The sequence below is a fragment of the Micromonospora sonchi genome (assembly GCF_014646235.1).
Classification (GTDB): Bacteria; Actinomycetota; Actinomycetes; order Mycobacteriales; family Micromonosporaceae; genus Micromonospora; species Micromonospora sonchi.
Map to the genome: position 1 here is coordinate 77983 of NZ_BMNB01000007.1, position 18544 is coordinate 96526.

An 18544-nucleotide genomic window follows, 5' to 3' on the forward strand; every position below is an offset into this window, starting at 1 on the left:
ATGACGCTCGTGCTGCCCATCGACCCGGAGGCCAACCAGCTGCTGCTCCGCAGCCCACTGGCCCTGCTGACCGGGATGGTTCTCGACCAGCAGGTCACCATGGAGAAGGCGTTCTCCTCGCCGTACGTGCTGACCCAGCGGCTCGGTCACGGCCTGGACGCCCGGGAACTCGCCGAGTACGACCCGGAGGCCCTGGTGGCGCTCTTCGCCCAGCCGCCGGCGCTGCACCGCTTCCCCAAGGCGATGGCCGCCCGGGTCCAGGAGGTGTGCCGGGCGCTGGTGGAGCGCTACGACGGCGACGCCGCCCGGCTCTGGTCCGACCCGGCCGACGGCCGCGAGCTGCTCGCCCGGATCGCCGCCCTGCCCGGATTCGGCCGGCAGAAGGCGCAGATCTTCCTCGCTCTGCTCGGCAAGCGGTTCGATGTGCGGCCGCAGGGGTGGCGGGAGGCGGCTGGCGACTACGGCGACCCGGACGCCTACCGGTCCGTCGCCGACGTCACCGACGCCGAGTCGCTGCGCCTGGTTCGCGAGTACAAACAGCAGATGAAGGCGGCGGCGAAGGCCGCGGGAGCTGGACCTGCTGCCCGCCGGGCGAACGTGCCACGCACGTAACACCCAGCCCGCCGTCGAGGATTCTCGCCGTTCGCCCGCTCCTGATGACAGGATGGGAAGGACCCCTGAGGAGGCACACGGTGAAGCGCCAGGCGTACCAGCCGATTCTCATCACCGATGCTTCGCGCAGCCAGGACGACCAGTTGACCAGCCGGCAGCGGCGGTACGTCTTGATGATGGCCGTCCGGGTGGCCTGCGTGATCGTCGGCGCGATCCTGGTCGGCGCGAAGGCACCGCTGCTCTGGATCTGGCTCCCGCTGGTCGCGTTGGGCATGGTGATCGTCCCGTGGCTCGCGGTGCTGCTGGCCAACGACCGGCCGCCGAAGGAGCGGCACCGGCTGGCCACCCGGTTGCGGTCCGGCGTGGCGAAGGACGTTCCGTCGCTGAGTGTCACCGCCGAGGAACGACCACACAAGGTCATTGACGCCGAGCCCTGACCCGTCACTGACGGCACCTGACCGGACAGCCCGGTGGCACACGATCCGGCCGGCCGGGTTACTTCAGCGCGGGCGGGCACCGAGTCGGGAGACGGCATCGGCGCCCAGGTCGGCGCCCCGGCCCAGGGCCGCCTCCGGCCCGGCCCCGGAGAGCCAGGCGGCCAGTAGTCCGGCGGCGAAGGCATCTCCCGCCCCGGTCACGTCGACCGCCGCCACGCGGTGGGCCGCTGCCACGGCGACCGTGCCGTCCCGGTCGACCCAGGTCGCGCCGGCAGCACCCTGCTTGATCACGACCCGCCGCGCCGAAGCTACCAGCGCCCGGCCCTGAGCCGCCGGGTCGAGCCCGCCGGCAAGCACGGCCGCCTCGTCCGTGTTCACCAGCAGCAGGTCGACCTCGCGTACCCAGGAGAGGAAGACCGCCGCGCCGACCGCCCGCAGCGGTGCCGCCGAGGCAGCGTCGACGCTGGTGGTGAGGCCGCGCTCGTGGGCCGCGGCCAACGCGCGCAGGCCGGCCGGGCGGGAGCCGGCGTCCAGCAGGGTGTATCCGGACAGGTGCAGGTGCGCCGCCTCCGGCGTGCCGTCCAGCGCGGCGTCGACGTGCTCCGGACGCAGCCGCAGGTTGGCGCCACGCTCGGTGAGCATGGTGCGTTCGTCGCCGACGGCCAGCACGATCACCGTGCCGGTGGCGCAGCCGACGATCCGGTCCACCGCGCAGTCGACCCCGCCGGCGGTCAGCTCCGCCACCCGCTCCCGGCCAGCGGGGTCGTCGCCGACCGCGCCGACCAGGGTCACCGGCACCTCCTGGGCGGCGAGCCAGCAGGCGGTGTTGGCAGCCTGCCCGCCCCCGGTGAAGCGGATCGTCGCCGGGGTGTCCGAGCCGGTCGCCGGCGGCCCGTCCAGCACCGCCACCACGTCGGTGATCACGTCACCGACGACCACGACCCGGCCCCGCCCGCTCACGTCGGCGTGTCGGCCCGTCGGGTGGCGGCGGCGACCGCGATCCGGGCGGCGAGGTCCGCGTTGCGCAGGATGATCCGTACGTTGACCGTCAGGCTCGCGCCCTCGGTGGCGGAGTGGAAGTGGGCCAGCAGGTACGGCGTCACGGCCTTGCCGCTCACCGCGTCGCGCTCCAGCCGGGCCAACCCTTCGGCGAGCGTACGGTCGTGCAGTTGTGGGTCGAGCTGTTCGTCGACGGGCAGCGGGTTGGCGACGATCAGACCACCGTGGTGCACGCCGTGCCGCTCGCGGGCGGCCAGCACCTCGGCGACCTGCTCCGGCGAGTCGACCGACCAGTCCAGGTCGAAGCCGCCGTCGGTGATGAAGAAGCCCGGGAACCGGCGGGTGCGGTAGCCCACCACGGCCACGCCCAGGGTCTCCAGACGTTCCAGGGTCGCCCCCACGTCGAGGATCGACTTGACCCCCGCGCAGACCACCGCGATCGGCGTCCGGGCCAGGGTGGTCAGGTCGGCCGACTCGTCGAAGGTCTGCACGGCCTCGCGGTGCACCCCGCCCAGGCCGCCGGTGGCGAAGACACCGATCCCCGCGGCGGCGGCCACGGCGCTGGTCGCGGCCACGGTCGTGGCGCCGTCCGCGCCGGTCGCGGCGGCCACCGCGAGATCGCGTACGGAAAGTTTGGTCACCCCGTCGGCGGTGGCCAGCCGGGTCAGCTGGCTGTCGTCGAGGCCCACCACGAGATCACCGCCGACCATGCCGATGGTGGCCGGCACCGCGCCCGCGTCCCGGACGGCCTGTTCGATCTGCCGGGCCACCCGGAGATTGTCCGGCCGGGGCAGGCCGTGCGAGACGATGGTGCTCTCCAGGGCGACCACGGGACGGCGCTCACGCAGCGCCCGGGCCACCTCGGCGCCGAGGCGAAGGGGAAAGTCGGTCACAATGGCCCACCGTAGCGTGCCGTCTCGGGCCCCTCAGGTGGACCGGGGTCCCGGTGACCTGCCAGACTTGTCGGTCGGAGGTGCAGACGTGAGTACAGAGGTTCTCGAACGTCCGGAGTTGAAGGACGCCGACACCGGTCCGGAGATGTTCCACTACGTCCGGAAGGAAAAAATCGCCGAAAGTGCCGTCATGGGCACCTTCGTCGTGGCGCTCTGCGGGGAGATCTTCCCGGTGACCAAGTCACCCAAGCCGGGTTCGCCGGTCTGCCCCAAGTGCAAGGAGATCTACGACTCGTACGCCGAGTGAGTCCGCGCCGGGCGCGTAGCCTGCGGCGGTGACCACCTCCACCGCCCTGCTCCTGGCCGACCTGGCCGGCGTTGCGGTCTTCGCCGCCTCGGGTGCCTCCGCGGCGGTGGCCAAACGGCTCGACCTGTTCGGTGTCGTCTTCGTCGGCTTCGTCGCCGCTCTCGGCGGCGGGATCGTCCGGGATCTCGTGATCGGCGAGGTTCCGCCGCTGGCCTTCGCCGACTGGCGGTACGCGGCCACCGCCGCGGTGATCGCAGCGGCGATCTTCTGGCTGCACCCGCAGTTCGCCCGGCTGCGCGCCACCGTGCTGGTGCTGGACGCGGCCGGGCTCGGCCTGTTCACCGTCACCGGCACTCTCAAGGCTCTCGACGCCCAGGTGCCGCCGGTCGGTGCCGGCCTGATCGGCATGATCACCGCGATCGGTGGCGGGCTCGGTCGGGACCTGCTGACCGGCGAGATCCCGGTGGTGCTGCGGCGGGAGATCTACGCTGTCGCGGCGCTCGCCGGCGCGATCCTGGTGGTGCTGCTGAACGGCCTCGGGCACGCCGGGCCGATCCCGCTCACCGCTGCGGCGATGCTGGTCTTCGGCGTACGCCTGGTGGCCCTGCGCCGGCGCTGGTCGGCGCCGGTGCCGCCGCTGCGGCCGCCGGGCACCGGCGCCCCCGGGCCGCCACCGGAGTGACCTGATCCGCGATCGGTCCGGGCGGAGTGCGGTGCCCGCGCCGGACCGGCGGTGAGCCGGCCCAGTGGTGAACAGCACGGACCGACCCGGTGTGGCGTCGAGTGGGGGCGCCAGCCGCCGCTGGTTATGCTGAGGCGGCCTTCGCCGCTACCGATGCGCGGAGGCGTTTTCGTGGGCGGCGGCTGGCATGCCCCTCGGCCCGGCCCCGCTGCTCGCGGTCGGGACATCGTGCGGTCGGAGAGGAGCCAACCCCGTGGCAGCCCGGACGCCGGCGCTCGAGACGTTTCCACCTCTACGGGCCTGGCAGCGCAAGGCGATGGTGGAGTACCTGCGCCGGCGTAGCGAGGACTTCACCGCGGTCGCCACGCCTGGCGCCGGCAAGACCACCTTCGCCCTGCGGATCGCCGCCGAGCTGCTCGCCGACGGCACCATCGAGGCGGTCACCGTGGTCGCGCCCACCGAGCACCTGAAGAACCAGTGGGCGGAAGCGGCGGCCCGGGTCGGCATCCAACTCGACGCGGCGTTCCGCAACGCCGACCTGCACTCCTCGGCCGACTTCCACGGCGCCGTGGTCACCTACGCCCAGGTCGGGATGGCGCCACAGGTGCACCGGCGGCGCACCATGACCCGACGGACCCTGGTCATCCTGGATGAGATCCACCACGCCGGCGACTCGCGTACCTGGGGCGACGGGGTCAAGGCGGCCTTCGAGCCCGCGGTACGCCGGCTGATGCTGACCGGTACCCCGTTCCGCTCCGACGACAATCCCATCCCGTTCGTCAACTATGAGCGCGGCGGGGACGGCCTGCTCCGGTCCCGGGCCGACTCGGTGTACGGGTACGCCGACGCCCTGCGTGACGGGGTTGTGCGGCCGGTGCTGTTCCTGGCGTACTCGGGGGAGACCCGGTGGCGTACCAACGCCGGGGAGGAGCTGGCGGCCCGGCTGGGCGAGCCGATGACGCAGGATCTGGTCGCGCAGGCCTGGCGTACCGCCCTGGACCCGGCGGGCGACTGGATGCCGCAGGTGCTCCGGGCCGCCGACGCCCGGCTGACGGTGCTGCGTGAGGCCGGCATGCCCGACGCGGGTGGCCTGGTCATCGCCACCGACCAGCAGACGGCCCGCTCGTACGCCAAGCTCATCGAGCAGGTCGCCGGGGAGAAGGCCGCCGTGGTGCTCTCCGACGACGTGGGCGCCTCGGCCCGGATCGCGACGTTCGCGGCATCTGAGCAACGCTGGCTGGTTGCGGTGCGGATGGTGTCCGAGGGCGTCGACATCCCGCGGCTGGCCGTCGGTGTCTACGCGACCAGTGCCAGCACCCCGCTGTACTTCGCGCAGGCGATCGGGCGGTTCGTCCGGGCCCGGCGACCCGGGGAGACCGCGTCGGTCTTCCTGCCCAGCGTGCCGCACCTGCTCGGGCTGGCCAGCGAGATGGAGACCGAGCGGGACCACGTGCTGGGCAAGCCGTCCGACCGGGAGGGCTTCGACGACGACCTGCTGGAGCGGGCCCAGCGCGACGACCAGGCCAGCGGCGAGTTGGAGAAGCGTTTCGCCGCGCTGTCCGCCACCGCCGAGCTGGATCAGGTGATCTTCGACGGTGCATCCTTCGGCACGGCGGCTCAGGCGGGTACGCCCGAGGAGGAGGAGTACCTGGGCCTGCCGGGGCTGCTCACCTCCGAGCAGGTGGCGGCGCTGCTGTCCAAGCGGCAGGCCGAGCAGTTGGCCGCCCAGCGGCGCCGGGCCGCCGAGCGACAGTCCGAGCCGTCTCCGGCGGCGGCCGCACCGGCACCGATGAGCGCCGCTCAGCGCCGAGTGGCGCTACGCCGTCAACTCAACGCCCTGGTGGCCGCCCAGCACCATCGCACCGGCCAGCCGCACGGCAAGATCCACGCGGAGCTGCGTCGCCTCTGCGGTGGCCCCCCCAGCGCCCAGGCCACCATCGAGCAACTGGAAGAGCGCATAGCCACCGTCCAAACCCTCTGACTCACCCCGTCCCGCCCCCACCCACCGCGGTCCCACCGCGGTCCCACCGCGGTCCCGCCGCGGTCCTACCGCGGTCCCGCCGCGGTCCTACCGCGGTCCCACCGGCGTTGATCATGAAGTTAATGCCATGGGCAAGCGCTTTTCTCGGCAATAACCTCATGATCAACGGCTCGGGGTGGGTCGGGTGGCTCGGGGTGGCTCGGGTGGGTGGGAAAGACGACCGGAGGCATCCGTTGGGATGCCTCCGGTCGGGTTATGTTCCGGCTGATGGGTCTCAGTTGGCCATCAGGTCGGCGCCGCGCCAGGTGAATTCCGGGTCCGTCGCGTACCGCACAGTGATCTTCACGAGATCTTCGGCGTACTTGTTCGCGTGGTGTCCGCAGAACACGAGCTCACTACCACCCGCGAGGGTGATCCGGAGCTTGCCGGCGGCATTGCAGCGGTCGCACCGTTCATCGGCGGCCGGGGGGCTCACCGTCTCGGGCGGCGGCGTGAGGGTCGGGGTCATCGCCTTCCTCCTCTGGTCGTCACCGATGAACACTCTCTTCGGTCTTGGTCACCTATCGTGCAACACCCTTGGCGGGCCTCGCCTTCCCTGTGTGCCCTCGGGGGACCGAGGTCACACCTGGCACGGACAGTGTGCCGTGCACCCAGGGTGTCACGTCAATGATCACATTCGGGCAACCGCCTGATCACCATCCGGCGTTGCCGTCAGGTGATCAAAACGACACGATCTGTTGACGGATGCTGATCAATCGAGGTAGTCCCGCAGCACCTGGGAGCGCGACGGGTGCCGGAGTTTGGACATGGTCTTGGACTCGATCTGCCGGATCCGTTCGCGGGTCACGCCGTAGACCTGGCCGATCTCGTCGAGGGTACGCGGCTGGCCGTCGGTCAGGCCGAACCGCAGGCGTACCACGCCCGCCTCACGCTCGGACAGGGTCTGGAGCACCTGCTGAAGCTGGTCCTGCAACAGCGAGAACGAGACCGCGTCGACCGCCACGACGGCTTCCGAGTCCTCGATGAAGTCGCCGAGTTGGCTGTCGCCCTCGTCGCCGATGGTCTGGTCGAGCGAGATGGGTTCCCGGGCGTACTGCTGGATCTCCAGCACCTTCTCCGGTGTGATGTCCATCTCCTTGGCCAACTCCTCCGGGGTGGGCTCGCGGCCCAGGTCCTGAAGCAGTTCGCGCTGGATCCGGCCCAGCTTGTTGATCACCTCGACCATGTGTACCGGGATGCGGATGGTGCGGGCCTGGTCGGCCATGGCGCGGGTGATGGCCTGGCGGATCCACCAGGTGGCGTAGGTGGAGAACTTGTAGCCCTTGGTGTAGTCGAATTTCTCGACGGCGCGGATGAGGCCGAGGTTGCCTTCCTGGATGAGGTCGAGGAAGGCCATGCCGCGGCCGGTGTACCGCTTCGCGAGCGAGACGACCAGCCGGAGGTTGGCCTCCAGCAGGTGGTTCTTGGCCCGCTCACCGTCGCGCGAGATCCAGAGCAGGTCGCGCTGCATCTCGCGGACGAGCTTCTCCTCGCCCTCGTCGGCCGCGCGCAGCCGCTCGGCGGCGTAGAGCCCGGCCTCGATCCGCTTGGCCAGCTCCACCTCCTGCTCGGCGTTGAGCAGCGGGACCTTGCCGATCTGCTTGAGGTACGCCCGGACCGAGTCCGCCGAGGCGGTCAGTTCGGCGTCCCGGCGCGCCTGCTTGAGCGCCTCGGACTCCTCGTCGTCCCACTCGAAGTCGTTGTCGGTGGCGGAGCTCGCGGCGTCGGCCTCGGCGGCCTGGGTCAGCTCGGCCGGCTCCTCGACCACCACGTCCTCGATCTCGGCGGCGAGCTCCTCCGGGTCCACCTCGCCCTCGGCAGTGCCCTCACCCTTGGCGGCCTTGCCGGCGGGCTTGGTCGCACTCGCCGCGGCGGCCACCGTCGCCTTGGTGGCCCGGGTGGTCTTCTTGGCCGGCCCGGCGGCCTTGGCGGCCACCTCGGCGGTGGTGCCGGCGGCCTTGCGCGAGGTGGCCTTCCGCGGCGCCGGGGCGGTCGAGGTCTCCTCGGCCGCGGGCGCCTGCTTCGGAGCGGGCGCGGCCTTCTTGGTGGTCTTGGCGGTGGTGGCCCGCGACGCCGGGGTCGCGGAGCGGGCGGCGGCGACCCGGCGGCGGGTGCTGGCCGAGCCGTCGACCACCACGGTCACCCCGGCCTCGGAGAGCGCTCGCAGGATCTTCTTGGCCTGGGCCGGAGTCACCTCGGCGGACTCGACGGTGCGCGCGAGCTGGGCCGACGTGAGCTGACCGCCGGCGCTCTGGGCGTGGGCGATCAGGGTGTCGGTGAGCGAGCGAACGTCGGCGCCGGTCTGGCGGGGTTCTGTCACGAATGACCTTCCGGAGGCGAAGAGCGAGCACGGCCGGATCGTCCGGCGCAGCGCGGGACACCGTGCCGGGCGATGTGATTAAGGACCTCGTGTCCCCGGTCGGCCGGTGGCCTGGCCGCCCGGGGCGCGTGGGCAGGGCTGAATTGTAACGCCGTCTGCGGCGATCGACCCGCGCCGCACGGCTGATCGGTGGTCGAGACCGCCGAATCGGTGTTCCTGTGGACTTTGTAAGGATGATACCCGCGTGGAACGCGGAAACCCGGCCGCGTGGGAAGGGACGGATGATGGACCACTCGGCGCCCCCGTCGTCGGAACTACTGGAGATCGCGATCGAGGTGGCGCGGGACGCGGCGGCCACCGCGTACCGGATGCGGGTCGAGGGTGTCTCGGTCGCGGCTACCAAGAGCACCGCCACCGATGTGGTGACCGCGGCTGACCGGGCGGTGGAGCGCCAGATCACCAAGGCCTTGCGCCGGCTGCGGCCGGCCGACGCCGTGCTGGGCGAGGAGTACGGCATGGCGGAGCGCGGCACGCAGCCGCCGGCGCGGGTGCGGTGGATCGTCGATCCCATCGACGGCACGGTCAACTACCTGTACGGGCTTGCGCACTGCGCGGTGTCGATCGCCGCGGAGGTGGACGGCGAGGTGGTGGCGGGTGTGGTCCGCAACATCCACACCGGCGAGGAGTGGACCGCGACCGTCGGCGGCGGCGCCTGGCGGGCTGGTCAGCGGCTGCGCTGCTCCACCGAATCCGACCTCGCCCAGGCGCTGGTGGTCACCGGGTTCGGCTACGACCCGCGACGTCGGGCCCACCAGGCCCGGGTGGTGGCGGAGTTGATCGCGCACGTGCGGGACATCCGTCGGCTCGGTGCCGCCGCCGTCGACCTCTGCCTGGTCGCCGAGGGGCGGGCCGACGCCTACTACGAGAAGGGCCTGGCAGCGTGGGACCAGGCGGCCGGCGCGCTGGTGGCCGCCGAGGCCGGGCTGCGGATCGGCGGGCTCAAGGGCCTGGCGCCCGGGCCGGACATGGTTGTCGCCGCCCCGCCGGCACTGTTCGACCCCCTGCACGACCACCTGGCCCGGTTGGACGCCGCCGGGGGGCCCTGACCCGACCGGCCGATCATCGCCGCGACCGTTCGCCCGGTCAGATCGACCCGTTCGGCCGGACGATCCGTCCCGCCGCCGGCCAAGGCGGACCGCTCAGCCCGATCACTTCTCGTTCACCACCGGGCAGGAACCTGGCGGGGCGACGGGGGCACCGAGGTCACCGAGGGACTGGTTGACCTCGGTGGTGGTGGCCAACTGCTGGAATTGGTTGCCGAGCACCACCCGGACGACGCCCGCGTCGTCGTAGCCGGGGTTGTACTCGAGCTTCGCGCGGCCCAGGAAGTACGCCTGCAGCAGGTGCGCCGACCCGACCCCCTGCGGGCCGTAGCGCAGCACCGCCACCGCGTCGATCTTCTTCTTCGAGTTGGCGTGCGACACCACCTGGAAGTCGCGGTTGCGAAAGTCGTCGCCGATCACGGCGGCCAGGCCGGGGCGATCCGTGCCGTTCAGCACCTTGATTTTGACGTCCTTGCGCTCGGGCAGCGTGACGTTGGCGCGCGGCCAGTCGTCGGGGCAGCCTTCCGCGATGCCGGCGTTGCTCTGGGTGTCCCGAACCAGGGCGACGACCACGAAGACCAGGGCGAGTACCGCCAGCAGGCCGACGGCAACGAGTGCTCGCACTCGCGCAAAGCTCATCAGTGCGCTCCCCGAAGTGGTGGGTGGCGGCGGCCGTCGACGGTGAGGCGTCCCGCCGGCCGTCGGGTACGCCGCTGAGGTTAGCGGTTGTCCGACCGTCGCGTGGAAACAGTCCGACATGCCGGCGCGCCATCCGATAACCGGGTAGTACTACCCCTATCTTCGTGTCGCCTGAGTCACATTGGGAACAACTTCCCGTCCAGGGGCGTACATCTCAGCCACGAGGGCGGTATACATGCCTCGCCCAGAGGGGGGGTAGGGTTCCGCGCTCGCCGGGGAAGATCCTCCGGCGACCTGATCCGAGCGGTCATCGGGTCAGGTGGCCGACACTAGCGGTGGCCGGCCTGCGGAACCGAAACAGCGTCGTCCGGCGTTACAACCGGAAGCGACAACATCGAAATGGGAGAGTGAAACCGATGGCCACCGACTACGACGCCCCGCGCCGCGACGAGGTCGACCTCGGCGAGGACAGCCTGGAAGAGCTCAAGGCCCGGCGTGTCGACTCGCAGTCGGGCGCCGTGGATGTCGACGAGGCCGAAGTGGCTGAGAGCTTCGAGTTGCCCGGAGCTGATCTGGCCGACGAGGAACTGACGGTCAAGGTACTGCCGATGCAGCAGGACGAGTTCCGCTGCGCTCGCTGCTTCCTGGTGCACCATCGCAGCCAGCTGGCCGTCGAGCGCAACGGCGAGTTGATCTGCCGCGAGTGCGTCTGACCGACGGATCGACAACACCGGCACATGCGGCGGCTCCCGGGTGGAGCCGCCGCTGCCCGGCTCGGCGAGCGCCGCGGGGGCCGACCTGATTCACTCGTAAGGCAGGCCGCCGTGCCGGCGGTCGTCCAGCCGAGAGGTCGGGACATGAGCGAGCGTGAGCGAGCGAATCATCGGCTCGGTGCGGTGGTGCCTCATGGCGGCACGGAGCGCAGCGGAGTGCCGGCATGAGCGGGCGTGAGCGAGCGAATCATCGGCTCGGTGCGGCATGAGCGAACGTGGTGGTGCCGTGGACGATGGCGAGCGTGGTGCGGACCAGTTGGGTGCGACGATCGCGGCGCTGACCGCCGACGGGATCGAGCCGGCCACCCGCCGCCAGCTGCTCGGTCGGCTCGTCGACCAGGCCCGGGCCCGCGGGGTCCGCGATCTGTTCAAACCGTGGACGGCGCTGCGCTGGATGGTCGAGGCGGTCGCCGAGATCGCCCCCCACGTGCCGGTCCGTGACCTGGCCACCCTGCGCCGGCACTTTCCCGATCTGGACGGCGAGGCACTGGCCGACCGGCTGGTGCGCAACGCGGCCCGGGCGACCGCGGGAGTCGGCGCGGCCGGTGGCGGTGCCTCCGCCGTGCAGTGGACGGTCGCGCCGAGCTTGTTGTCCGCGCCGGTCCTGCTCGCGGCCGAGACGGTGGCCGTGGTGGCGATCGAGCTGAAGCTGACCGGAGAACTGCACGAGGTCTACCGGGCCCCGCTGCCTGCCGGGGGTGCCCAGCGGACGGTGGCCCTGGTGCAGGCCTGGGCCAACCAACGTGGGGTCAACCCGATGATGCCCGGCGTGGGCGTCGGCGCTGTGCTGGGCACGGCCGCCCGGCGCGAGCTGCGGGAAACCCTGCTGAAGCGCTTCGGCCGGAACATGACCACGCTGGGCCCGTTCCTCACCGGTGCCGCGGTGGCCAGCTACCTGAACCGGCGGGCGACCCGAACGCTGGCCGACCAGCTCCGCGCCGATCTGCGTCGGCAGCGGCGCGGCCTGCCGGGTGCTCCACCGGCGCTGCCCGGCGCGCGCTGAGACGCAAACCGCCGGCTGGCGTACCGGTGCTGCCGGAGCAGGAGACGGGATGGCGGCGAGAGCCGCCTCGGCGAAAGGGCTGCGCTGCCCCTACGCCGGGATCAGTTCGTGGCCTGCCGGGCGGCCAGGATCGCCTCCGCCAGTTCGACCGGGCGCCGCGAGCTGACGACCCAGAACGGGGTGGGATCGGCCGGATCGTCGAGAACCACCTGGACCGCGCCGGAGATCCACGGCCGCTGGACCACGAAGGCCAGCGGATCCGCCCCGACGCCGAGCACCTCACGCCGTCCGTCGGCGTCCAACGGGATGGCGTCGGCGACGAACCGGACCGGCAGCCGGGCGTCGTCGACCCGCAACTCGCCGTCGCTGACCGCGACCCGGATCCGGCCCAGCCACACCAGCGCGCCGATCGCGGCCGGCAGCAGCACCGCGAACGGCAACCAGGCGCGTACGCCGATTCCGCCCATCCACACCTCGGCGGCGACCAGGGCGGCGGTGGCCAGCCCTGCGAGCCACAACCACCAGGGCAGGCGGAGCCGCTCGGCGTAGGCCCCGGATGCTGTGGTGGGGGAAGCAGACGGTGACTGGCTCACTCGTGCCAGGGTACGGCGCGGGCTGACCCGGGTACCGGGCAGGATGGCAGGGTCACCCCCAGCGGAACGGACGAAAGAGGGAAACCCGTGACCGACCTGGTGTCCGTGCCGGTCCGGCGGCTCGACCCCGAGCTGCCGCTGCCGGCGTACGCCCATCCCGGTGACGCCGGCGCCGACCTGGTGGCGGCGGCCGACGTCGAGCTGCCGCCCGGTGGCCGGGCGCTGGTGCCGACCGGCGTGGCGATCGCGCTGCCCGAGGGGTACGTGGGCCTGGTCCACCCCCGATCGGGGCTCGCGGCCAGACTCGGCGTGACGGTGCTCAACGCGCCCGGTACGGTCGACGCCGGCTATCGGGGTGAGATCCTGGTCAACCTGATCAATCATGATCGGGCCACGCCGGTGAAGATCTCCCGGGGCGACCGGATCGCGCAACTCGTTGTGCAGCGAGTGGCGCGGGCCGCGTTCCGGCCGGTGGACGAGTTGCCCGCGTCCGGACGCGGGACCGGCGGCCACGGCTCCACCGGTGGGCACGACGGCCTGGTGCCGCCGCCGGGGACGGGTGGCACGGACGGACGAGATGGCACCGTGGGTGCGAACAGCGGAGGGTGGACGCAGTGATCTTCTCCCGAAAGCGGGCCGCGGGACGACACGCCCGCGACGAGCGGGCCGCCGAGATGCCCGAGACCGCGGAGGGCGCCGAGGCGTCGCCGGCGGCGCCGGCGCGCGGGCCGTACGACGTCACCGAGGCACCCGAGGGCGTGCAGCGACTCGACCTGGGCAGCCTGCAGATCCCCGCGGTGCCCGACGTCGAGGTGCGGGTGCAGGCCGACCCGCAGGGTGTGATCCAGCAGGTCGTCCTGGTGCACGGACGAAGCGCCCTGCAGGTCGGTGTCTTCGCCGCCCCGCGTAGCGAGGGAATCTGGGACGAGGTGCGCGAGGAGATCCGCCAGTCGCTGTTCAACGACGGTGCCGCCGCCGAGGAGGTCGCCGGCGAGTACGGCACCGAGCTGCACGCCCGGGTGCGGGGCGAGGACGGCCCGACCGACCTGCGGTTCGTCGGCGTCGACGGGCCTCGCTGGATGGTCCGCGCGGTGTACCAGGGTGAGGCGGCCACCACCCCGGCTGCGGCCGGCCCGCTGGCCCGGTGTCTGGACGGGCTGGTCGTCGACCGGGGGATGGAGGCCAAGCCGGTGCGTGAGCCGCTGCCGCTGCGGCTGCCGCGTGAGGCGGATCAGCTGGGCGACCAGGCGGACGCGAACGCCCCGTCGACCCCTGGTGGCCGCTGATCGCGGTGATCCCGCCGACTGCCGGACCACCGGGACGGCCCCGGTCGGCGTACGCTGGCGGGAAGCCGTCCCGGCACCGCCGGGCCCCGGCGCCAGCCGGCCGGTGTGGAGAGGGTGACGCGGAGGTCATGACCGCCGACGAGGGGCGGGGTTCGCTGCGCCGGATGTTACGCCGGATCACCGCGAGCGAGGCCGAGATCGAGGCCCAGCAGCTGCAGCGGGAGAGTGCCCGGTGCGGAGCGGTGCCGGTGCGGCAGTGCGGGCGCGGGCAGATGGTCTCGGTCACCGGCCGGCTGCGTACCGTCGTCTACACGCCGCGGCTCAATCAGCCGGCGCTGGAGGCGGACCTCTACGACGGCAGCGATGTGCTGACGCTGGTCTGGCTGGGGCGGCGGCACATCATTGGCATCGAACCGGGGCGGCACCTGACCGCCCGGGGTCGGGTCGCGGTGCGGGACGACCGCAAAGTGATCTACAACCCGTACTACGACTTGGAGCCGTCGAAGTGAAGCTGCGGGCGAGGCGGATGGAAGGCCGGCGATGACCACAGAACAGCCCCCGGCCACCCAGCCGGAGACGGGGTCGGCGGAGGAGGATCGGCTGCCCACCGTCGCCGAACAGATGGCCGACCAGCTCGGCGGTTGGCGAGGGCTGTTCGAGTCGAGCGTCCCGGTGGTGGTCTTCGTGATCGCCAACATCGTCGGCGAACTGCGGCCCGCGGTGATCGCGTCGGTGACCGTGGCGGTGCTGATCGGCGCGCTGCGGCTGGCTCAGCGCCGGCCGGTGCGGCACGCCGTCAACGGGCTGTTCGGCATCGCCATCGGCGCCGCCATCGCCTGGCGTACCGGCGAGGCACGCGACTTCTACCTTCCCGGCATCATCTACGGCATCGGCTACGGGGTGGTGTTGCTGATCTCGGCGGCGATCCGGCAGCCGCTGGTCGGCTGGCTCTGGTCGGTGCTGGTGGCCAAGGGCAGTGCCGAGTGGCGCGACGACCCGAAGCTGGTCCGGACCTTCACCGGGTTGACCGTGCTGTGGGGGGTGGTCTGGCTGGCCAAGGTCGGTGTGCAGGCCGGGCTGTACATCGCCGAGCAGGACACGGCGCTCGGCGTGGCACGGCTGGTGCTGGGCTACCCGCCGTACGTCCTGCTGCTGTTGATCACGGTGTGGACCGTGCGCCGGGTCACCCGGCAGTCGCATCCGGGCGCGCAGCCGACGCCGCTGCCCGGCGGCTGACCGGCCGGGCCGTCACCGCGACTCGCGGGTACGTTCCACGCTGTCCGGGCCGAGCACCACCGCCCGTACGGCCTCCTCCATCTCGGTCGTGCAGACGAAGATCAGCTCGTCGCCGGTCTCGATCGGGTCGTCCGGGGTGGGGACCAGCACCCGCTTGCCGCGCAGGATCGCCACCAGCGCGGTGTCCCGGGGCAGCGGCACCGAGTGCAGTGGCTGGCCGACGTACGGCGCGCTCGGCGGCAACGTGATCCCCACGAGGTTCGCCTCGCTCTGCCGGAACGTCATCAGGCGGACCAGGTCGCCAACCGTCACCGCCTCCTCGACCAGCGCAGCCATCACCCGTGGCTTGCTGACCGCCACGTCGACGCCCCACTGCTCGGTGAACAGCCATTCGTTCTCGGCCCGGTTGACCCGGGCGACCACCCTGGGCACCGCGAACTCGGTCTTGGCCAGCAGCGACACCACAAGGTTCACCTTGTCGTCGCCGGTGGCCGCGACCACCACGTCGCAGTCGGCGAGTTCGGCCTCCTCGAGGCTGGTCAGCTCGCAGGCGTCGGCCAGAATCCAGCGGGCCTCCGGCACCCGGTCGGGTCGCAGCATCCGCGGCTGCCGCTCGATCAGCAGCACCTGATGGCCGTTCACGATCAACTCCTGGGCGATGGACCGACCCACGTTGCCTGCGCCGGCGATGGCGACCCGCACGATCAGTGCCCCCCTTCCGGCGCCGCCGCCACCACCGCGGTCACCGCGTCCGTCATGTCGTCGGTGACCAGCATGAAGACCTGGTCGCCCTCCTGCACCACGGCGGAGGCGGTGGGCAGCGTGCCGATGCCGAAGCGGATCAGGTACGCCACCCGGGCTCCGGCCGCCTGCTCCAGGGCCCGCACCGGTTGGCCGATCCAGTCCTTGTGCACCGGTACCTCGATGATGGAGACGGTGCTGGTCGGGTCGCGGAAGATCTCGACGTTGCCCTCGGGCAGCAGGTGCCGCAGCATCCGGTCGGCGGACCACCGGACGGTGGCCACGGTGGGGATGCCCAGCCGCTCATAGACCTGCGCCCGGCGCTGGTCGTAGATGCGGGCGGCCACCCGGGACACGCCGAACGTCTCGCGGGCCAGCCGGGCGGAGATGATGTTGGAGTTGTCACCGCTGGAAACGGCGGCGAAGGCGTCCGCCCGCTCGATGCCGGCCTGTCGGAGCACGTCACGGTCGAAACCGGCACCGGTCACCGTGATCCCGGCGAAGTCCGGGCCCAGCCGGCGGAAGGCGTCGGTCTCCTGGTCGATGACCGCCACCGAGTGCCCCCGGGCCTCCAGGTTGTGCGCCAGGGTGGAGCCGACCCGGCCACACCCCATGATCACGACATGCACGCTGCCTCCCAGGCTGCCCGTCGCCTCGTCGTCTGCGAGCCTGCCACGTCCGGAGCGCGGACGGGGACTTCGTGGACGAGGTTGAGGACTTCGCATAGGTTGCGCCGACGCTACCGGGTGGGTCCGTCCGCCGGCGGACGACCACCCCTCCCGGCGGCCGGCGCTGGCCGTACGCTTGCCGGTTGTGGCCCGATCCACTTCCCTGCTGAAGCGGCTGCTCGTCGGTCGACCGTTCCGGTCCGACCGGCTCAAGCACACCCTCCTGTCGAAGCGCATCGCCCTGCCGGTCTTCGCCTCGGACGCGCTGTCCAGCGTGGCGTACGCACCGGACGAGATCCTGCTGATGCTCTCCCTCGCGGGCGCCTCGGCCTTCGTCTTCTCGCCGTGGATCGCCCTCGCGGTCGTCGTGGTGATGCTGACCGTGGTGGCCAGCTACCGGCAGAACGTGCACGCCTACCCCTCCGGCGGTGGCGACTACGAGGTGGCCACGGTCAACCTGGGCCCCCGCTTCGGTGTCGGGGTGGCCAGCGCGCTGCTGGTCGACTATGTGCTGACGGTCGCCGTGTCGGTCTCCTCCGGGGTGGCGAACCTCGGCTCGGTGATCCCCTTCGTGGCCGACCACAAGGTGCTCATCGCGGTCGTCGCCGTGGCCCTGCTGACCACGGTCAACCTGCGCGGCCTGAAGGACTCCGGCATCGCGTTCGCCATCCCCACGTACGGCTTCATGATCGTCGTCATCGGCATGATCCTCACCGGGCTGGTCCGGATCGTCGTGCTCGGCGAGGATCTGCGCGCCCCCAGCGCCGACCTGGTGATCGCGGCCGAGTGGCACGACACCACCGGTTGGGCCATGGCGTTCCTGCTGTTGCGCAGCTTCTCCTCCGGCTGCGCCGCCCTCACCGGCGTGGAGGCGATCTCCAACGGCGTGCCGGCGTTCAAGGCGCCGAAGAGCCGTAACGCCGCCACCACGCTGCTGATGCTCGGCCTGGTCGCGGTGACCATGCTGGTCGGCATCGTCTGGCTGGCCCGGCTCACCGGGTTGCAGTTCGTCGAGAACCCGCGGATGCAGATCCTCTCCGGCCCTCAGGGGTACGTGCAGAAGACCGTCACCGCCCAGCTCGGCGAGACGATCTTCGGCTCCGGCTCGGTGCTGCTGTTCCTGGTCGTCGGGGTGACCGCCACGATCCTCTTCGTGGCCGCCAACACGGCCTTCACCGGTTTCCCGGTGCTCGGCTCGATCCTCGCCCAGGACCGCTACCTGCCCCGGCAGCTGCACACCCGGGGCGACCGGCTGGCCTTCTCCAACGGCATCCTCTTCCTGGCCGCTTTCGCGATCGTGCTGATCGTCGGCTTCCAGGCCGAGGTGACCAGGCTCATCCAGCTCTACATCGTGGGTGTCTTCGTCTCGTTCACCCTCTCCCAGGGCGGCATGATCCGGCACTGGAACCGGCTGCTGCGCACCGAGCGGGACCCGCAGGGACGCCGGCGGATGCTGCGGTCCCGGGCCATCAACGCCTTCGGCATGGCGATGACCGGCGCGGTGTTGATCATCGTGCTGGTCACCAAGTTCCTGCTCGGCGCCTGGATCGCCATCGTCGCGATGGGCGTGATCTACCTGCTGATGCTGGCCATCCGCCGGCACTACGACCGGGTCGCCGTCGAGCTGGCCCCGGACGACGGCCGGCCGGTGCTGCCCGCCCGCAACCACGCCATCGTGCTGGTCAGCAAGCTGCACCAGCCGACCCTGCGAGCCGTGGCGTACGCCCGGGCCACCCGGCCGGACACGCTCACCGCGGTCACGGTCAACGTGGACGACACCGACACCCGGCAGTTGCAGACCGACTGGGAACGGCGGGACGTGCCGATTCCGCTGACCGTGATCGACTCGCCGTACCGGGAGATCACCCGTCCGATCCTGAACTACGTGGCCGGCGTCCGCCGCGACTCGCCGCGCGACGTGGTCACGGTCTTCATCCCGGAGTACGTCGTCGGGCGCTGGTGGGAGCACCTGCTGCACAACCAGAGCGCGTTGCGGCTGAAGGGGCGACTGCTGTTCGAGCCGGGCGTGATGGTGACCAGCGTGCCCTGGCAGCTGGCCTCCACCGCCGGCAAGGACCTCGACCGGATGGACGCCACCCTGGGCCGCGGACCGGCCCGGGGACCCCGGGTCTCGCCGCGCAGCACGCTGCCGCCGAGCGCCCCGCCGGCGAGCAGCGTCGTCGATCAACAACAACAGGAAGGCGGTGAGCCGCGGTGAGCGCCGAGCGCGGC

At 71.8% G+C, this 18544-nt stretch carries 21 protein-coding genes; 13 read left to right on the forward strand and 8 right to left on the reverse strand.

The features are described from left to right. Together IEY61_RS09515 and IEY61_RS09520 are read left to right on the forward strand one after the other, a co-directional pair. Positions 1-612, forward strand: coding sequence for an HhH-GPD-type base excision DNA repair protein (locus IEY61_RS09515; protein ID WP_189042663.1), 612 nt, complete (start codon positions 1-3; stop codon positions 610-612). An 80-nt stretch (positions 613-692) separates the two neighbouring features. Next, complete coding sequence (locus IEY61_RS09520; RefSeq protein ID WP_189042665.1) at positions 693-1049, forward strand: DUF3099 domain-containing protein; 357 nt, start codon at positions 693-695, stop codon at positions 1047-1049. 63 nt (positions 1050-1112) lie between these two features. Here the strand turns inward: IEY61_RS09520 and IEY61_RS09525 are convergent, their stop codons facing one another. After that, positions 1113-2009: a carbohydrate kinase family protein gene (locus tag IEY61_RS09525; RefSeq protein WP_189042667.1), complete on the reverse strand. Its 897-nt coding sequence runs from the start codon at positions 2007-2009 to the stop codon at positions 1113-1115. Further along, entirely contained in the window at positions 2006-2941 is a 936-nt protein-coding gene (locus IEY61_RS09530; protein ID WP_189042669.1) for a pseudouridine-5'-phosphate glycosidase, read from the reverse strand. Before IEY61_RS09530 ends, IEY61_RS09525 begins: the two co-directional genes overlap by 4 nt. Positions 2942-3029: 88 nt before the next feature. Between IEY61_RS09530 and IEY61_RS09535 the strand changes: the two genes are divergently transcribed. The 3 genes from IEY61_RS09535 to IEY61_RS09545 all read left to right on the forward strand — a co-directional run bounded on the left by IEY61_RS09535 (position 3030) and on the right by IEY61_RS09545 (position 5911). Then, positions 3030-3248 (forward strand): DUF3039 domain-containing protein, encoded by a 219-nt coding sequence (locus tag IEY61_RS09535; RefSeq protein ID WP_189042671.1) that lies wholly within the window; start codon positions 3030-3032, stop codon positions 3246-3248. A 28-nt stretch (positions 3249-3276) separates the two neighbouring features. After that, positions 3277-3930, forward strand: a complete 654-nt coding sequence (locus IEY61_RS09540) for a trimeric intracellular cation channel family protein (protein ID WP_189042673.1) — start codon at positions 3277-3279, stop codon at positions 3928-3930. 253 nt (positions 3931-4183) lie between these two features. After that, positions 4184-5911, forward strand: a complete 1728-nt coding sequence (locus tag IEY61_RS09545) for a DEAD/DEAH box helicase (protein ID WP_189042675.1) — start codon at positions 4184-4186, stop codon at positions 5909-5911. A gap of 274 nt (positions 5912-6185) precedes the next feature. Here the strand turns inward: IEY61_RS09545 and IEY61_RS09550 are convergent, their stop codons facing one another. Together IEY61_RS09550 and IEY61_RS09555 are read right to left on the reverse strand one after the other, a co-directional pair. Beyond that, positions 6186-6419 (reverse strand): DUF7455 domain-containing protein, encoded by a 234-nt coding sequence (locus IEY61_RS09550; protein WP_093410327.1) that lies wholly within the window; start codon positions 6417-6419, stop codon positions 6186-6188. Positions 6420-6662: 243 nt separating this feature from the next. Beyond that, positions 6663-8270 (reverse strand): RNA polymerase sigma factor, encoded by a 1608-nt coding sequence (locus IEY61_RS09555; protein WP_189042677.1) that lies wholly within the window; start codon positions 8268-8270, stop codon positions 6663-6665. Positions 8271-8554: 284 nt separating this feature from the next. Here IEY61_RS09555 and IEY61_RS09560 point away from each other — a divergent pair, with 284 nt between their 5' ends. Continuing rightward, complete coding sequence (locus tag IEY61_RS09560; protein WP_189042930.1) at positions 8555-9376, forward strand: inositol monophosphatase family protein; 822 nt, start codon at positions 8555-8557, stop codon at positions 9374-9376. A 102-nt stretch (positions 9377-9478) separates the two neighbouring features. On the opposite strand, the gene IEY61_RS09565 is transcribed toward IEY61_RS09560, so the two are convergent. Further along, the gene (locus IEY61_RS09565) at positions 9479-9997 is read right to left on the reverse strand and encodes a LytR C-terminal domain-containing protein (protein ID WP_189042931.1); all 519 of its coding nucleotides are present in this window, start codon (positions 9995-9997) and stop codon (positions 9479-9481) included. A gap of 431 nt (positions 9998-10428) precedes the next feature. Between IEY61_RS09565 and IEY61_RS09570 the strand changes: the two genes are divergently transcribed. Beyond that, positions 10429-10725, forward strand: a complete 297-nt coding sequence (locus tag IEY61_RS09570) for a DUF4193 domain-containing protein (RefSeq protein ID WP_007075406.1) — start codon at positions 10429-10431, stop codon at positions 10723-10725. A gap of 265 nt (positions 10726-10990) precedes the next feature. Next, entirely contained in the window at positions 10991-11788 is a 798-nt protein-coding gene (locus IEY61_RS09575; protein ID WP_189042679.1) for a hypothetical protein, read from the forward strand. 101 nt (positions 11789-11889) lie between these two features. Here IEY61_RS09575 and IEY61_RS09580 read toward each other — a convergent pair whose 3' ends face one another. Continuing rightward, on the reverse strand, positions 11890-12390 hold the full coding sequence (locus tag IEY61_RS09580) for a DUF3093 domain-containing protein (protein ID WP_373293128.1): 501 nt from the start codon (positions 12388-12390) through the stop codon (positions 11890-11892). 78 nt (positions 12391-12468) lie between these two features. Here IEY61_RS09580 and dut point away from each other — a divergent pair, with 78 nt between their 5' ends. The 4 genes from dut to IEY61_RS09600 all read left to right on the forward strand — a co-directional run bounded on the left by dut (position 12469) and on the right by IEY61_RS09600 (position 14903). After that, positions 12469-12999: a dUTP diphosphatase gene (dut, locus tag IEY61_RS09585; RefSeq protein WP_189042683.1), complete on the forward strand. Its 531-nt coding sequence runs from the start codon at positions 12469-12471 to the stop codon at positions 12997-12999. Continuing rightward, a complete protein-coding gene (locus IEY61_RS09590; RefSeq protein WP_189042685.1) occupies positions 12996-13667 on the forward strand; it encodes a DUF3710 domain-containing protein in 672 nt (223 codons plus the stop codon). Before dut ends, IEY61_RS09590 begins: the two co-directional genes overlap by 4 nt. A gap of 128 nt (positions 13668-13795) precedes the next feature. After that, positions 13796-14176 (forward strand): OB-fold nucleic acid binding domain-containing protein, encoded by a 381-nt coding sequence (locus IEY61_RS09595; RefSeq protein WP_189042687.1) that lies wholly within the window; start codon positions 13796-13798, stop codon positions 14174-14176. A gap of 31 nt (positions 14177-14207) precedes the next feature. After that, on the forward strand, positions 14208-14903 hold the full coding sequence (locus IEY61_RS09600; RefSeq protein ID WP_189042689.1) for a DUF3159 domain-containing protein: 696 nt from the start codon (positions 14208-14210) through the stop codon (positions 14901-14903). Between the two features lie 12 nt (positions 14904-14915). Here IEY61_RS09600 and IEY61_RS09605 read toward each other — a convergent pair whose 3' ends face one another. Together IEY61_RS09605 and IEY61_RS09610 are read right to left on the reverse strand one after the other, a co-directional pair. After that, a complete protein-coding gene (locus IEY61_RS09605; RefSeq protein WP_189042932.1) occupies positions 14916-15611 on the reverse strand; it encodes a potassium channel family protein in 696 nt (231 codons plus the stop codon). Further along, on the reverse strand, positions 15608-16273 hold the full coding sequence (locus tag IEY61_RS09610; RefSeq protein ID WP_189042691.1) for a potassium channel family protein: 666 nt from the start codon (positions 16271-16273) through the stop codon (positions 15608-15610). Before IEY61_RS09610 ends, IEY61_RS09605 begins: the two co-directional genes overlap by 4 nt. 184 nt (positions 16274-16457) lie before the next feature. On the opposite strand from IEY61_RS09610, the gene IEY61_RS09615 reads away from it, so the two are divergent. After that, on the forward strand, positions 16458-18530 hold the full coding sequence (locus tag IEY61_RS09615; RefSeq protein ID WP_189042693.1) for an APC family permease: 2073 nt from the start codon (positions 16458-16460) through the stop codon (positions 18528-18530). Positions 18531-18544: the final 14 nt, after the last annotated feature.